The sequence below is a fragment of the Nocardia sp. NPDC102475 genome (assembly GCF_055584605.1).
In genome coordinates, this window is sequence record NZ_JBVJLS010000005.1 from 89350 (window position 1) to 105868 (window position 16519).

The window sequence follows — 16519 nt, forward strand, 5'->3', positions numbered from 1 at the left end:
TCAATGCCATACTGGGTCGCGTGACGGTCGAGGAAGGGTACGTGCAGCGCATCGGCGCCACCGAAGCGGTCTTTCGCCGACTGAAGAGCCTCATCCAGAGCGACGATTACGCGGTCGGCGATCGCCTGCCCGCGGAGCTGGCGCTGGCCAAGCAGTTCGGGGTGAGTCGGCCGGTGGTCCGCGAGGCGCTACACGCCTGCGCCATCCTCGGACTCACCGAAACCCACACCGGCCGAGGCACTTTCATCGTCTCCAAGAATGCCGATACCCAGCCGACCTTCGCGGGTGTCGGTGCCGGTGATCTGATCGAGGCGCGCAGGCTCGTCGAAATACCGGCCGCCGGATTCGCCGCCGAGCGCCGCAGGCCGGAGCAGGTGCGGCAGCTGTTCGAGATCCTGGACAAGCTCGCGGCGGCCCCGGATGCCCACGAATGGGTGCGCTACGACGGCGAATTGCACACCGCGATCGCGGCCGCGAGCGGCAATACGATGCTGACCGCCATGGTGGCCGACACTCGCCGCGCGCTGGACCTGCAATCGGAGTTCTTGAACCTGACCCAGGACCGCCGCACCGATTCCGACCGCGAGCACGAGGCCATCGTGCGGGCCATCGAGGCCGGTGCGCCGGAGGTGGCGCGTGCGGCGATGACCGATCACCTGGAGCGAGTCGCCGAAACGGTCGCCCGCATCGGCGCCTGAGCGACCTACCGTCGCGGTTCGGGGGGCTGGTGGGTGCGCTGGATCGTGAGTGATGCGGCGAGCAGGCGTGAGTTGTTCGGATCGGCGGGATCGATACCGGTGAGTTCGGCGATGCGGCGCAGTCGATAGCTGAAGGTATTGGGGTGCACATGAAGTCGTGCCGCCGCTGCTTTACGGTCGGAACCGTAGCGCAGATGTGCCTCCAACGCCTCGAGAAGATGCGGGTTGCTCAGCAGTGGGGTGATCCGTTCGGCCAGCCGGTCGCGGGCGTGGCCCGGTCGGGTGAGTTGGTATTCGAGCAGCAGATCGTCGAGTCGGTATGTCCCGGTCGGGCGGCCGAGCAGGCGTGCGAGGGTTGCGAGTTCGGCGACTTCGGCCGCGGCATCGGGCAGTTCGGTGCGTAGGACCGCCGGGCATTCGGCCAGATGTGCCGACGCGCCGAATTGTTCGGCCAGCTCGGCCGCCAGCCCGGCGTAGCGGGTCGATTCGGGTTCGTCGGAATACCTTGGGAGCAGGGCGATTCCGGTGGATCCGTCGAAGGTCACCAGGGCGGTGCCATTGCTTATCGTGTCCAGGGTGCGGTGCAGGATGCGTATCCGTCGCCGGGCCAGTAGATCGGCGACGGAGGTGGGCTGGTCGTCGGAATCGATATGGATGCCGAGCACCGTGTAGCGGTCGCTGAGCGGGGTGTCTGCGCGGGCGGCCTGTTCATCGGCGGGTTGGCCGCGCAGCAGTGCTGAACACAGTTCGCGGCGGGCTTCCCGCTCGGCGTTGTAGATGGATTGTTCGACCGCAGTGTAGGTCTCGACGACGATGATATTGATGTGCTTGAGCAGATCGAGCAGACGGGAGCCGACCTGGACCAGATCGGCCATTTCTTCGGGCGTCGCGAGTGCGGCGGCTTCGGCGAGCACCGATTGCGCCGAACCGTGGATTGCCTCGATCAGGATCGACAGCGGGAAGCGGTCTTCGGCATGCCGCTCGGCGACCGGTGCCACGAAGGCCGCGACCTCGGCTCCGGTGAATTCGCGATCTTCGCCGATGGCGTGCAGTACGGCGCGGCCACAGGCGTAGATGGCGGGCAGCACCTCCGCGGTGAAATGGCCTTCGGGCAGATCGGTCGCGGGCGGGGTCGCGCCGAGGCCCTCGGCGAGCATGCGCTCGGAGATCTGCTGCCACCGGGTCAGTAGCCGGGTCACCAATGGAGCGTCTCGGATGGCCGAGGTCGTAGCGATTGCCATGCGCCGATTGTTGCCGACGACAGTGGGCGGTTCAACGTTTCGGTTTTATCAACCAGAACTTTGTCGTCGACGACAAACGAGTGCGGAGTTATTCGTCATGGCGTGTAGTGACGTCGGTTAATGACCGTTCTAGATTTCGAATACCGCGTAATCACAATGGCGGCCATCACATTTCGTGCGATCTGTGACGTGTGGCATAGCGACCGGCGTGGGGCGGAACCGATCGGAATGGGAAGTACGAAATGTTTGCAATGAAGCAACGCGGCTGCCGCGCCTTCGCGGGTGCCGCCCTCATCGCTGGACTGTCTGTGGCGCATGGGCTCGGAATCGGTGCGGCGGGCGCGGAGCCCGCCGAATCCGATCAGCAATTCCTCGTCGAACAGATCAACGCGGGGCTGGCTCCGGCTCCGGCTCCGGACGGGCGGCAGCCACAGGCGATCGTGGATACCGGAAGTGGATCGGGCTGGGCGAAGAGCATCGCATCAAATACCGTCGGTGAAGGGCCCGAAATGACCGCGGCCCTTGCGGCTTTCGCGTACGGTCTCGCGCACCCGGATGCCGCGCCGGCGGGTGCGAACCGGTGGGACTGCAAGCCGAGTGCCGAACATCCGAACCCGGTGGTGCTGTTGCACGGCACCTGGCTCAATGCCTTCGACACGTTTGCCTATCTCTCGCCGCAGTTGGCGCGGGCGGGATTCTGCGTATTCGCATTCAATTTCGGGCGATCCGGGCTGATGGAGGGTGGCGGGATCGGTGCGATGCTGCCCGGTCGCTACGGGGTCGGGCCGATGGCCGAATCCTCGCGCCAGCTGGCTGATTTCGTGGAGCGGGTGCGCGCGGCCACGGGGGCGGAGAAGGTCGATATCGTCGGCCACTCGCAGGGTGGGACGGTGGCGAATCAGTATCTGAAATTCGACGGGGGCGCCGATAAGGTCGGCAAGCTGGTCACTTTCGGTGCCACCCACCACGGCACGTCGTTGATGGGCATCGCGTTGCTGGGGCGGGCCATCAATAACCTCGGCGTGAATATCCTCGGTTTCTACGAGCCGATCGTCGGGCTGTCGAATATCGAACAGGCGGTCGGGTCTTCGTTCTACGCGCGGCTCAACGCGAACGGCGATACCGTGCCCGGTATCGATTACACGGTCGTCGGGTCGCGGTACGACGAGGTCACCAACCCCTACAACTGGACATTCCTGCAGGCCGGGCCGGATGCCACGGTCGACGACATCACGCTGCAGGACGGCTGCGAACAGGATCTGTCCGACCACCTGACCATGATGTATTCACCGCGTTCGGCCTCGATCGCGCTCGAAGCCCTGGATCCCGCGCACCATTCGAATCTGGACTGCAGCTTCAACCCCTGGTTGATCGGAGGTGGCGGCGCCCTCTGAGTTCGACCGATGAACCCTGCCCGAACCGGCCGTGCCGGGCAAGGTGTGGACTTCCCAATCTCGGGAGGTTTGACGACCTGAGTGAAAATTGACTGTGCCACTGTCCGTACTCGGGTCCACGCGAATCGGACCGTGGTTACGGGTCAGCACACCCGGTTGCACCTGACCGCGGTAACGACACAGCAGGAGACCTCGGTGATGCAGCGGTCGCGGTTCGATCCGGGCGAACTGCGGGCGATGGTGACGAGGTTGGAACGCCTGATCGCCGAAGCCAACCGAACCGTCGTCGAGCTGAAGGCCGCGATCGAATTCGCGGAGGTGGAGTCGGTTGCGGTGTCCGAAGAGGTTCGGTCGGATGCGGCATCCATGGAAGTGCAGTTGGTCGGCGCATCCGCGGAGGTGTGGTCGGAGGGCACACCCGTGGGAGTGCAGTCGGGCGCGGCATCAGTGGAGGCACGTTCGGTCGGCGCAACCGGAGATGCGCGGTCGGACGTGGCCTTCGCGGCAGCACAGTCGAATGTCGCGTCTGCTGCGGTGCACTCGGACGTTCCGCCTATTGCGGTGCATTCGGATGTCGCATCTACGACAATGCAGCCCGAAAATGCATCAGGTCGACCTGCGACAGAGCAACCCACCGCAAGTCGACACCGCCCACTTGTCCGCGAGCCCGCACCAACTCCGTGGTCCCGTCGCAGAGTGGACACCCCGTGGTCACAACGCACGGTTCGTCCGCGCCCGGCGAGATCGAACGCACCCACCGAACCCTCCACATCCCCTGCACCGGAACCGATCCCGGTCGCAGCCCCAGCCCCACCGATAATCCAGCGAACCCTGCCCCGACAACCCACCACGGTCCACACGAGCCCCGAGCCTGCCGTATCGGCACCGACTGGTTCACTGCGCGAGACCACGAACCCGGAGGCGATTCGACCGTCGACGGATGTTCAAGCGCCGAAGGTAGTTTCGCCACCGGTGCATGTCCGGCCGCCAGATCCGCTGCTGTCGGCGAATGTTGCGGAGCCCGTCGCGGTGGCGGTGCCGGTGGATGTCGGGGCACGCCCAATTCCGTCTCTGCCAGTCGATATTCGAGAACCTGAGACGGCACGACCGCAGCCTGTGGATGTCGGCGAGCCGGACGGGACGGCGCAGATGCCGAATGCTGCCGAGCCCGCGGCCGCGGCGCTACCGGCGGTCGTTCGGGAGCCGGAGGCAGGTCCGCAGCCGACTGATGTTTCGGAACCTGAGACGGTACGCCCGCCGGTGGATGTCGCAGCGCCGGACCGGGCACCGTTGCCGGCTGATGTCGCTGAGCCACTACCGGGAGGTGATCGCGAGTTGGAGACAGTGCCGCTACCGGCCGATATTGCGGCACCTGCGGCGGAGTCACTACCGGAGGATGTTCGCCAACCCGAGGCCTTGTCGCTTCGCGTGGATGTTTCGGAACGCGAGTCGATATCCGCGCCGGTGAACGATATCGAGGCACCTGCGGCTGTGCCGTTCCTGGCGGATGCGGTGGCTGCGGCCGCGGCGTCACCGGAAGATGTTCGGGAACCAGAAGCTGTGTCGGTACCGAGTGGCCAGCTCGGCGAGATCGCGAGCCCGGAGGCGATTCGACCGTCGACGGATGTTCAAGCGCCGGAGGCAGTCTCGCCGACGACCGGTGTTCGGCCGCCGAATCCTCCGCAGTTGTCAATGGATATCGCGGAACTCGTGCCGCTCGAAGTTGGGATGCCCGAGGGCCTGCCCTTGCCTGGGAATGCTGCCGGGCCCGCAGTGGTGCCGCCACCGGCGGACGTTCGGGGGCCGGGGATTCCAGAGCTACTGGGCACCGTCGAGGAACCGCCACTGCCGGTCTGCGCTCGGGAACCAGAGTTGGGACGACCGTCGGCGGATACTGAGGCGCGCGGGGCAGTGCCGCTGTCAGCCGATGTTGCGGCGCCCGAGGCCGTGGCGCTACCGGAGGATGTCGCGGAGCCCGAGGCCGTGGCGCTGCCGGAGGATGTCGCGGCGCCCGGGGCTGACGCACTACCAGCGGATGTTCGTGAACCCGAGGCTCCGTCGTTACTGGTGGATGTCAGTGGGTCGGACGAAGTGCCGCTACCAGTTGACGTTTCGGTTTCCGAGTCGGGACGTGCGCCGGTGGAGATCGAGGCGCCCGGGGCGTTGCCAGCAGATGTTCGGGAGCCTGAGGCACTGCCGCTACCGGCTCACACGTCGGAGCTGGAGACGGCAAGCCTGCTCGTGGATTTTGGGGCGCCCGAAGTGGTGCCGTTGTCAGCGGTTGCTGCCGAACCCACAGCAGGGGCGCGACCGGCGGATGTTCGGGGGCCGGAGGCAGTGCCGGTACCGGGGGACGTTCATGAGCCCGACGCTGCATCGCTGCCGGTCTACGTGCAACAACCTGAGTCGGCACCGCTGCCGGTCTCTGTGCGAGAGTCCGAGGTGGTGTGGTCGCCCGCGGAGGACCTGGAGTCGGAGACTGTACCGCTGCCGATCCATTTTCAGGAATCCGAGACAATACGACTTCCGACCTATCCTGACATCGAGATGCCGGGCTCCCGTGCGGATTCCGTCGATTCGGCGACACCCACGACCGCTGTCGAGTTGGCGGCGCAGCATGGTCTGGACATCGTCGGCTTCGATGGGCCGAATGTCGACACCTACGTTGTCGGGGAGGTGACGGCAGCGGTGGACGACATGCTCACCCGGTATCCGATTGCCTTGCGCGGCATACGGATTACCGATCCGGACGATAGCGCGCCCCCTGTGCGTGGGCCGTCTCCACCATTGCCGCAATCAGATGCGTCAGCTATCTGGATGGTGCTCGATGGGAGTGCCTTGGCGACTTTGGTCCCGGCGGCCGGGAGTGCGCGGCCGCGCAGGTGGTTGCGTCGGCGGCGCAATGCCGATCGGCCGGTTTATGCGGCGGTTGTGCGTGAGTTCGGTTGTGCGCTCGATGTCGCGGGGGACTTTCGGGCCCGGCACGAGGCGCAACGCCGACTGATCACCGAATCACTGCGTGGCAGTGCGGATCTCACCTACAACCCGCTGGATCCGAGCCTCGCCCTGCTCGATGCGTTCACTGATTTCGCGCTGCACGGGGATCGTGCGGGGAAATTGGCGAAGGAGCTGCACGACATGCTGGTGAAGATGGCGCGAGCCGAGTCGACCGACCTGCCGGCCTGATCGGGCCAGGGCCGAGCCTCGACTTGGGCTGGTTCACAAGATGGGGGTGGTCGGCTTGTGTGTTGGCGGAGTCTTTTATCGCTGACCTGCGGTCGCTACCGGATTGTTCGTTACCGTCATCGCGTTCGATTGCCCGCCTTCGGGAGGATCAGCTGTGACGGAGATCGAAACACAACGATCCGACGAGCGGGCGGGCGGTGAATTCGGCGCGTGGCTCGCCTTCGCCGGCTGCCTCATCGCGGTCTTCATGCAGATGATCGACGTGACCATCGTCAATACCGCACTGCCGAATCTCACCGTAGACCTGCGAGCCTCGCAATCGGCGCAGGTGCTGGTTGTCTCCGGGTATTCGCTGGCCTTCGCGTGCACGCTGCTGACCGCGGCGCGCGTCGGCGCCATCGTCGGCCGCCGCACCGTATTCCTGATCTCGGTCACGGCCTTCACCGCGGCCTCGGTGTGGTGCGGAATATCTGCGAGCGCAACCGAATTGGTAATCGCCAGAATTGGGCAGGGGGTCGCGGGTGCCGGGATGGCGGCGCAGACCATTGCCATCCTCATCGCGAGCTTCCCGCCGAATCGACATCAACAGGTCTTCGCGCTCTACGGTGCGACCGCCGGACTCGCCGGAATGCTCGGGCCGATCCTCGGCGGTGCGCTGGTCACCGCCGATATCGGCGGACTCGGTTGGCATTCGATATTCCTGATGAATCTGCCCATCGGCGTGCTCGCCTTCGTTCTCGGCTTCAAATACCTGCACCTCGGCAGGCCACTGGAACGCGATCGCCTCGACCTGGGCGGCGTGGCAATGTCCACCGTGAGCCTGTTCGCCTTACTCGCCGCTCTCGCGGACATTCAGCAGAATGGTTGGCGGCCATTATCTTTCGGTGTAATCGCCGCGGCTTGCACGCTGGGTGCGGTGTTCTTCGTCTACGAGCGCAGGCTGGTCCGGCGCGGCGGCAGTCCGCTGGTTCGCCTGGATCTGTTCGCCGATCGCGGCTTCGCCATCGGTGCGGTGCTGGTGGCGAGTTTCTTCGGTCTGTTCACCGCATTCGTCTTCACCGTATCGATCACCCTGCAGGACGAATTGCATTGGTCCGCACTGCGCACCGGTGTAGCGATGACACCATTCGCACTCGGCGCGGGCACCGGCGCCCTCGCCTCGATGCTGCTGGTAAAGCGTTGGGGGGCAAGAGCACTCGCATTCGGCATCGCGATGTATGGCTGCTGCGTGGCGATCGGCGCGGCATATCTGCGGCTCACCGCGGGCGAGGTGAATCTCGCGTTGGCGCTCGGCCCGGTCTTCGTCGCCGGATTCGGGGTCGGCCTGTTCGGTGTGCAAGTACAACCGCTGATGCTGGCGGGCTTGGAGCAGCGACAAATGGCCGAGGCATCCGGGCAACTGCCCACCATCGAGCAGCTCGGCAATGCGGTCGGGCTCGCACTGCTCAGCGTCGTGTTCTTCCGCACCCACACCCTGGACGGCAGCATTGTCATGCTGGCGGCCATCGCGGTGATCGCCATCGCCATGGCGGTGCCGACGCTGGCGTTGCCCGCACCGCCTCAGGCACCCACATAAGCTCAGGCAGAGCCGGTGGTACCCAGTGGAGACGGTTCGCCGGGCTCGGATCCGATGAGCAGCCGCTTGAGAATCTTTCCGGTTTCGCCGCGGGGGAGTGCGTTGAGGAAGGTGACATCGCGCGGTACGGAGAAACGGCTGAGCCGATTGCGAATGTAGGACCGGATCATATCCGAATCCAGCCCCGCGCCTTCACGTTTCACCACGAAGGCGGCCAGACGCTGCCCGAACTCGGTATCCGGCACGCCGACCACGGCGACCTCACTGACCTGCGGCAGATGCGCGAGGGCCTCCTCGACCGGACGCGGGAACACATTCTCACCGCCCGAGATGATCATCTCGTCATCGCGTCCGGCAATGAACATTCGACCCGCGACATCGAGATAGCCGAGGTCACCGGTGTCGAGCATGCCGTCGGCCTCGGCGGGTGGCGCGGAATTGACGTAGCCGTCGAAGAGCATGTGGTTGCCGACGAAGATATGCCCGGTGACGCCGATCGGAACCGGGCGCTGATCCGGACCGAGCACCGCGACCCTGGTGCCGAGCGGCGGTCGGCCCGCGGTGGTCGGTGCGGTGCGCAGATCGTCGGGAGTCGCGATGGTGGCCCAGGACACCTCGGTGGAACCGTAGACGTTGTAGAGGATCTCGCCGTAGGTGTCCATGAATCGCAGCACGGTCGCCCCGGCCAGCGGTGCGCCGCAGCTGATCACGGTGCGCAGACTGGATGTGTCGTATCGAGCACGCACGGCGGTGGGCAGATCGAGGATGCGATTCACCATGGTCGGCACCACGATCATGCTCTCGACCTGGTGTTCGGCGACCAAGCGCAGACAGTCCTCGGCGTCGAACCGCTCCGAGACCACCACTGTTGCACGCAGCGCCGTACTGAGCTGAAGTCCGGCCAGACCCCACGTGTGGAACAGCGGCGCGGGGATGAGCATCGCGGCGTCCATTGTCAACGGAATCCGCGACAGCAGGGCTGCGATGGTGCCGAAACCCTTCGGATAGGGGCGGCGCGCGCCCTTCGGTGTGCCGCTGGTTCCCGAGGTCAGCACGATCAGCCTGCCGGGCTGTGTCGGGATGCGAAATTCGGACTGCCCGATGGCGATCAGGTCGTCGATGGTGGAACGCCCCGGTACCGGCGGGCGACCGTCGGTATTGAACCGCGGCAGATCGGTATGCAGATAGCGGACCAGCTGTTCCAGATCACCGTCGATGAACAGCGCCGAAAGCCGGTGGCGCTGCACGATTTCCTCGATGCGCCGCCCGGACAGCCCCGCATTCAACAGCGCCACGTCGACCCCGAGTTTCCCGGCGGCGACCATGGTTTCGACCATGCCCGCATGATTGCGCGACAGCAACCCCACCGCGTCACCGGACGCGAGCCCCAGGGTGGCCATGGCCCCGGCCAGCGCATTCGTGCGTTCATGCATCTGAGCGAAGGTGCGGGTACCGGAGTCGTCGACGACAGCGATCCGATCCGGCGAATGCGCGGCCCCCGCGGCATACCCGCCCGCCAGATTGAAACCCCATTTCGCCAGGGAGCGAACCTGTTTGATGCTGGTCGCGGGGTGGGTGGGCCGCGCGACACCGGTACTCATGATCTGCTTGGCCACACCCACCTGCCGCCGCAGCGGTGAATTCTCGGCATTGACCGCGACCGAGGTGTGCGCGCCGCGAATGACGTCTACCGCGTGCCGCAATCCGCTGTCGACCCACGCCACCACTGCGGCATTGGATTGCTCCGGCAGCAGCGGATGCATCCGGCCCGGTGCGAACAGGGTGATGACGATCTTGGTGCACTCCTCGTCGCCGCGCAGACGGACCGAGGCGAGACTGCCGGTGCCCAGGCACTCCAATTCGAAGCTCTCGTACCAGCGACACACCCGGAACCGCACCTGATGAGTGCGTATTCCGGATTCCGGGATGCCGACCCGCACCTCCAGAATGCCGTCGTCGGTACGGGATTCCACGCGTTCGCAGCCGCCGATGCCGGCGAATAACCGTGGATAGGTCTGCGGTTCGAGCAGCAGATCCCAGAGCGCTCGCCGGGCGATCGCGAATTCCGCGCCCACATCGATGATGTCGGTAACCAACTCATGCACTTCTCGTCGGCCGGTTCGAACAGCTCGGGTCGGCGGGAAACCCCTATGAACGCAAGTATGCGAGGCCCCACCCGTGTTGCCCACCATTCACTGCGAAGTTGGGTCCGCGCCCAACCGGCGACCGGGACCCATGTGAATGACCCCAATAATCGCCGGAATTCACCCCGCCGGGCCTCGCGCACCCGTCCTGGGATCGATCACAATGCACACACGGTCCAATAATGTTGTGCCCCAATAGGATTGCCCAAATGTTCAGGCAAACCTAAGCTGGGAACACATGGTGATCACCAGGCACCGTCGCCGACACCGTGTCTCGAATACTCGCAGGCGCGACACCGAGGCCGCAGTCGGTGCCGCTGGCGTAGTGGTGTTCGAGGGCAGGCCGCGCTCATCCGGTTCGGGTAAATCCGATCCCTCCCCGGATCTGCGTGGGCGCGTCCTGCCGAGGATTACGTTCCGAAAGCGAGGACCGCGCTGGCCAGGGTCAGGCAGTACCAGTAGGTATAGAGCAGGTAGGTGGTGTGGTCGGCACGGCGATCGCGCCGCCGGAATACGCGGTAGGCGATGACGAAGGACAGCAGCGCCGCGGCCACTCCGAGCAGTGCCGCGGGGACCGGTGCGTCCCGATAGACGAGGAAATACATGGCAACCGGATAGATCACGAATGCCGCCGCCAAGAACCGGCGGCAGGCCGGCTCGCCGAAAACCACTACGGCGGTGCGTCTTCCGACCGCCACATCACCGTCGATATCGCGCAGATCTTGCAGGGATACCAGCACACCCAAGGGTATGGCGATCGCCGCGATCCAGGTCCAGGCCGCCGGGGTCAGCGGAGTCACGATTTGCCAGGCGGCCGCGAGTTGGGCGATCGTGCCCGCGACCATAGCGGCATTCTTACCCCACAGTGCGCGGGCACCGCCGAAGTGATTGTGGAAGGCCCACGCCACTATCCAGAGCACCGTCCATTCCAGGACCTGCAGCACCGCACCCAGCGCGAGGAAGGCGGCAGTGACCCAGACCAGTCGCCACTTGGCGCCCTGCGGGGTGACGAGTCCGACGACGAGCGGCCGGTGCGGCTTGTTGTGACGATCCTCCTCGATCCCGGTCAGCTGGTTGGACAGGTTGAACGTGTAGATGTAAAGCCAGAAATAGACCAGACATTCGGCCAGTACCAGCGGTAGCGCAACCACACCCGCACGGGTGCTCGCCCATGCGGCGACGGCGAAGGTCGTCGCGGGTACAACGGTTGCCGTCAGGTCGCCTGCGCTGAACGACCAGCAGATGTGGAACTCACGCAGTAGGCCGCTGGTCAGCACGCCGACCCTGCGGCGCGCGGCCGCTTCGGGAGGTGCGGCCATAACTACCTACCAGGCTCCGACGCGGATGCATCGACGGCCACCGGATCTCGACGCCACACCCGCATACCGAGTTTCGTCGGTGCGGGCAGATGTGCGAGCGATACGGGCACGGGCCGAGTCGACAGTGGATCGACGCGCCAGCGTGCTGCGATCGTCGCCAATGCCAAGCTGGCCTCGACCAGTCCGAACTGGTCACCGATGCAGCGTCGCGCACCGGCGCCGAAGGAAATGAACAGCGTTCGGTCCGGCTCCGCGCCGATCCATCGATCGGGCACGAATTCGCCTGCCCGCTCATAGATTTCATCGCGCCGATGAATGACGTGCGGACTGACCGCGACGGTCGTGCCCGCCGGAAGAGGGACGCCGTCGAGGGTGGTATCGGCCGAAACCACCCTGGTGAGCAACCATCCGGCCGGATACAACCGCAGCGTTTCGGTCACCACCCGATTGACGACGGGAAGATTCGCCAGGTCCTGGTAGCGGGCGGTGCTATCGCTCAGCACGGTATCGACCTCGTGCTGAACCTGCCTTCGTAGCTCCGGATTTCGTCCGAGCAGATACAGCGCCCAGGTCAATGTGCTCGCGGTGGTTTCCGCACCCGCGAACAGAAATGTGAATACCTGGTCGATCAGTTCCTCGTCGCTCATCGCGACCTGCGCGCCGGTGGAGTCGGGATCGCGGGCACGCATGAGGGAGGACAGCAGATCACCGTGGTCGCGATTGTCGGCGCGCCGCTGGTCGATGAGTTCGGCGGCCACCGCCCGCAGCCGGTTCCGCGCCTGGTAGTAGCGCCGGTTGGCCGGTGTGGGCAGTCGATTGACGCCCGGTGGCAGCACCATCCGACGGAATATACTCCCGGCGATCGTCGTGAAATCGTCGGCGACCTGCTGAACCGAGGTCTCCGGAAACGACGATGAGAACATTGTCCGAACTGCTACTCGGACAGTGAGTTTCGACATTTCCGCGCCGAGCTGGATTTGCTGCCCGTCCTGCCAGGAACCGATCACGTGCTCGATCGAGTCGACCATGGCCTCGGAGTATCCGGGCATACGTCCCGGTTGGAAGGCGGGTTGGCTCAGGCGGCGCTGTCGCCGGTGCCTGCTGTGCGGGCAGGTTCCGATACCGTCGCCCGCGACTTCGCGGGAGCGATCGTAGAGCGGTCCGCCGCGATCGAAGGTGCGGTCGTCGAGCAGCACCACGCGGGCCAACTCGGGATCGCAGACCACCACGACCGGCAGCGGACCCAGTTGGACTCGGCTGAGGCGGCCGTGCGTGGGGAGTGAGGATAGAAATCCGATCGGGTCGGTGAGAAAACGAATGCCGTGACCGAGAATCGGGACCGTGTTCGGAGCTAGCGGGATCGACTCGATCGGGTTCTTCATGCGGACCTGCTCGTCATCATCGCGGCAAGTAGTCGAAGATCCTCGGTGGCATTGTCGGCGGATACTCTGGTGAGGCAGTCCAACGCGGCATCGAGCTCCCGCCGGGCCTCCCGTTCCGCCCACTCGCGTGCTCCGGTGAGTTCGATCAGGCAGGCGATCCGGTGCAGCGTTTCGGTATCGCGGCCGACATCTCGATACAACTCGCGCAGCGCATCCGCGGTGGGCCCGGTCGAATCCAGTGCGCGCGCGATCGGCGGGGATTTCTTGCGGTTGGCGAGGTCGGGGTACAGCGGCTTACCGGTCACGCTCGGATTGCCCCAGATGCCGAGCATGTCATCGATCAATTGGAATGCGATGCCGAGATGGTGTCCGAATTCGGCCAGCGCTCTGGCTTGTTCCTGGTCGGCGCCACCGGCGATCGCGCCCATCTCGCAGGCGCAGGACAGCAGCGCCGCGGTCTTCGACTCGATCACGGCGAGGGATTCGTCGACGGTCTCGCGGTGTTCGGACTCGATATCCGCGGATTTTTCGTTGCATAGCGCGTCGAGGGCTTTCGACAGCAGCGTGATGCCGGGGCGGCCGACCATCTCGTTGATCGCCATGGCCAGTAGCGCATCTCCGGCGAGCTGGGCGCCGCGTTCGCCATAGACCGACCAGGCCGATCGGCGCTTGCGGCGCTGCTCGTCGCCGTCGGTCAGGTCGTCGTGCAGTAACGAGAAATCGTGCACGAGCTCGACCGCGACGGCCTCGGTGACACCCTGCGGTGGCTCTGCGGCTGCGACTGCTTTGGCGGATGCGAGTACCAGCGCCGGACGGATCGATTTGCCGACCTGTTTGCTCGGCCGTCCCGTGGCGTCCAGCCAGCCGGCGTGATAGCCGACGATCATTCTGATCGGTGGGGCAATGCGGTCCAGGGAGGAGCGGTATGCGGGCTCGACCAGACGCTTGGCCTCGTCTAGCACCGTGGCCGCGGTTCGCGACCCGGATTCGTACCTGGTAATGCCCACTACCCGTCCTTCGATGCCCGCCTCGCTCGTACTCAGTCGCACGTAGCATTGAGATGGTATCAACATTTGGATGGTATGCGCATCTGTAAACGAACAGAACGGTTGGTGGAGAACCGATGAGTCGTCAGAGCAGAGCCGCATTGCAGCAACGCAATCGCGACCGGGTCCTAGCGGCGGCCAAGGCGGAATTCGCCGAACGCGGTTTTCGCGGCGCGACGGTGGATGACATCGCCGAGCGCGCGGAACTCACGCGCGGCGCGGTGTACTCCAACTTCGCTGGTAAGCGGGCGTTGTACCTGGCGGTGCTGGCCGCGGAGGCCGAGGGGGCGCCGGAACTGCTGGATGGTCGCCCGGCGCGGACCCCGGTGGCGGCCATCGGCCGATTCGCCCGGACCTGGGTAGACCGGCTCCCGGGTTCGGCAAACTATCCGGTGGCCGGGGTCTCGCAGCTGCACTCACCGATGCTGGCGCACGACCTCATTCCCGAACTCGTCGTCGATGAATGTCTGCGCGGCTCGTTCGTGCAGCTGATCAAACTGGACGCCATCCTCCTCGGCCTCGCGCTGGCGGGCCTGGACGGTGGTGGTGGGTCCGTACTGCCCGGCCGTTGGCTCGGCATCGCCGAATCCGTGATCACCCTGCTCTACGGTGCGACACAATTGTCTTTCGTCGCACCGGAATTCGTGGACCGGGCGAAAGTGATCGCGGCATGTGAGCAGATGGTGCACCACCGGATCGACGACACCACGCGGGCTATGGCGGACACCGTCGCGGTGACGGGCGTCGACGAACCGTGGACGCCACCACCGTGCCGCGACCTGGTCCACACGGTAGCCGCGGATCTCTCGGGCGCGAACGTTGTTGCCGTACTCGGGATGAACAAGCTCGGCGCCATCGCGGATATCCTGCGTGACCAGCCCAGCGGAGGTCGCACAACGATCGCGATGGCCACCGCCGACGGGACGGAGGTGGCACAGCTGGCTCGCCTCGCGGTCAGCGATATCAGCAGGTCGCTGCGCGCCGCATTTCCCTGCCCCGCGGTTCCCGGCATGCAGGTGGTTCTCGACGAATCCGGCAAAATCGCACGGGCGTGCGGGGTGGACGCCGTCGATGACGACACCGAGAGTGCGGTCTTCGTCGACGGCGAACGGGTGGTGGCGCGGGCGACTGGCGCGGGTGCCTGTCAGGCGCTGGCGAGAACGCTCGGCACCCTGGACGACTTACGCTCGGTCTGGAGCCGATGAACTGGCGTATTCGGTTGCGGCGGCCTTGCCTGCGCCCCGCCCCTCGGCCCGCGTCGTGATGCGGCCGTTCTCGACGAGGACCGCGAACTCGGAATTGTCGTCGACCCGGTCGAATCCGCATGCGGCCGCGAGTGTTCCGGCGTGATCGACGATCACCTGTAACCGCGGTAGCGCCGCGACCGGAAAAGCATGGCGCAATGACCGGCAGATATCCGCGATCGCCAGCCGCGCCAGCGGTGCGAGTTCCGCCGGACGATCACTCACCAGCGCCAGCGTGATATCGGTGTGCTCGGGCCAGATCGACAGCGCCGCTTCGATGGTGGCGATCCGGTGCATACCGACGACGGCGATCAGGCCGTCGCCGTCGAGCCGGGCCGAGTCCGCGCGTATGCGATCGATGCAGCTCGGCGGTTCCCAAGGCTCGTCGACCCGCGTGACGCGCGCGTCGGTCGGGGACGGCGGGCTCGGCGTCTTGACGCCGCCGAGTAGTGCGACCTGTTCGCATAGCGCGATGGCCCGTGCCGGATCGGTGAACTCGGGCGCGACGTAGGACAGCTGGGTCGTCCCGTACAGGATCGTCAGCACGGATTCGGCGCTGGCGATGAAACTTTCCAGCGGCGCGGACGTCGGCTGGCTGATGGCCCGCAGCGATACGGCGAGCAGTAGCGCGTCGAGCGCGAGCAGCTGTGCGAACGGCCGCCGGATCTGTTCGCTCATCAGGACTTCGGGTACGAAATCGACGCTGAGCGCGGGGGAGGTGAACTGCTCGTCTTCGCCGTATTCATACTGGCTCGACTGCGGCAGTTGCTCGAGCCAGGTGCTGGCGAACGCGCCGAGTGCGGCGGCCGGTGTGTCGGACTTCGCGCCGCCGGCGGGCGCGGGAGCCTGTTCGGCTTCGTGCGCGAGCACCGCGAGATATAACGCCCGCTTGCCCGGAAAATTGGAATAGACCGCTCCCCGCGTCATATCGGCGCGCTCGGCGATGCCGTCGACCGTCGCGCCGCGGAATCCGCGCTGCGCGAACTCGGACTTGGCCGCGGCCAACACCTTTCTGCGGGTGGCGTCCTGCTGCTGTGCCCTCGTCAGACGAACCATCGGTCCCTTCGCTGTTCCCTTGCTTCCTGCGGCACCGCGCAGCGTACCGGTTCGATACTCGCGCGCCGCGCTACGAATGGCCGAGATGTAGCTGGCGGCGCGGCGATCGTGCCCTGTTCGGCGTTGTCATGCACATTCGGATGCGTCTATCATCCAAATGGTAACAACATCTCGACTGCCGATGTCCTCGCGCGTCAGTTGCCGCCGTCTGACCGCGGAGGGGATGGTCAGAC

11 protein-coding genes are annotated in these 16519 nt (G+C 65.6%); 5 read left to right on the forward strand and 6 right to left on the reverse strand.

Going from position 1 to position 16519, the window contains the following annotated elements; translation table 11 throughout:
• The first annotated feature begins 20 nt into the window (after window positions 1–20).
• Window positions 21–698, forward strand: coding sequence for a FadR/GntR family transcriptional regulator (locus tag ACZ60G_RS11015; RefSeq protein WP_465809322.1), 678 nt, complete (start codon window positions 21–23; stop codon window positions 696–698).
• Between the two features lie 5 nt (window positions 699–703).
• Here the strand turns inward: ACZ60G_RS11015 and ACZ60G_RS11020 are convergent, their stop codons facing one another.
• A complete protein-coding gene (locus ACZ60G_RS11020) occupies window positions 704–1939 on the reverse strand; it encodes a PucR family transcriptional regulator (RefSeq protein ID WP_465809324.1) in 1236 nt (411 codons plus the stop codon).
• 242 nt (window positions 1940–2181) lie between these two features.
• Here ACZ60G_RS11020 and ACZ60G_RS11025 point away from each other — a divergent pair, with 242 nt between their 5' ends.
• The 3 genes from ACZ60G_RS11025 (at window position 2182) to ACZ60G_RS11035 (ending at window position 8095) form a co-directional block, all read left to right on the forward strand.
• Window positions 2182–3333 (forward strand): esterase/lipase family protein, encoded by a 1152-nt coding sequence (locus tag ACZ60G_RS11025; protein ID WP_465809326.1) that lies wholly within the window; start codon window positions 2182–2184, stop codon window positions 3331–3333.
• A 1335-nt stretch (window positions 3334–4668) separates the two neighbouring features.
• Window positions 4669–6519 carry a hypothetical protein gene (locus tag ACZ60G_RS11030; protein WP_465809327.1) on the forward strand — a complete coding sequence of 617 codons (1851 nt, stop codon included), beginning with the start codon at window positions 4669–4671 and terminating at the stop codon, window positions 6517–6519.
• A gap of 154 nt (window positions 6520–6673) precedes the next feature.
• On the forward strand, window positions 6674–8095 hold the full coding sequence (locus tag ACZ60G_RS11035) for an MFS transporter (protein WP_465809329.1): 1422 nt from the start codon (window positions 6674–6676) through the stop codon (window positions 8093–8095).
• Window positions 8096–8097: 2 nt separating this feature from the next.
• Here the strand turns inward: ACZ60G_RS11035 and ACZ60G_RS11040 are convergent, their stop codons facing one another.
• The 4 genes from ACZ60G_RS11040 to ACZ60G_RS11055 form a co-directional block, all read right to left on the reverse strand.
• The gene (locus ACZ60G_RS11040; protein ID WP_465809331.1) at window positions 8098–10191 is read right to left on the reverse strand and encodes an AMP-binding protein; all 2094 of its coding nucleotides are present in this window, start codon (window positions 10189–10191) and stop codon (window positions 8098–8100) included.
• Window positions 10192–10649: 458 nt separating this feature from the next.
• The gene (locus tag ACZ60G_RS11045; protein WP_465809332.1) at window positions 10650–11558 is read right to left on the reverse strand and encodes a UbiA family prenyltransferase; all 909 of its coding nucleotides are present in this window, start codon (window positions 11556–11558) and stop codon (window positions 10650–10652) included.
• 2 nt (window positions 11559–11560) lie between these two features.
• Window positions 11561–12940: a cytochrome P450 gene (locus tag ACZ60G_RS11050; RefSeq protein ID WP_465809333.1), complete on the reverse strand. Its 1380-nt coding sequence runs from the start codon at window positions 12938–12940 to the stop codon at window positions 11561–11563.
• On the reverse strand, window positions 12937–13989 hold the full coding sequence (locus tag ACZ60G_RS11055) for a polyprenyl synthetase family protein (RefSeq protein WP_465809335.1): 1053 nt from the start codon (window positions 13987–13989) through the stop codon (window positions 12937–12939). Before ACZ60G_RS11055 ends, ACZ60G_RS11050 begins: the two co-directional genes overlap by 4 nt.
• Window positions 13990–14063: 74 nt before the next feature.
• On the opposite strand from ACZ60G_RS11055, the gene ACZ60G_RS11060 reads away from it, so the two are divergent.
• A complete protein-coding gene (locus ACZ60G_RS11060) occupies window positions 14064–15191 on the forward strand; it encodes a TetR/AcrR family transcriptional regulator (RefSeq protein WP_465809337.1) in 1128 nt (375 codons plus the stop codon).
• Here the strand turns inward: ACZ60G_RS11060 and ACZ60G_RS11065 are convergent.
• Window positions 15168–16286, reverse strand: coding sequence for a TetR/AcrR family transcriptional regulator (locus ACZ60G_RS11065; protein ID WP_465809339.1), 1119 nt, complete (start codon window positions 16284–16286; stop codon window positions 15168–15170). The genes ACZ60G_RS11060 and ACZ60G_RS11065 overlap by 24 nt on opposite strands.
• Between the last annotated feature and the right edge of the window lie 233 nt (window positions 16287–16519).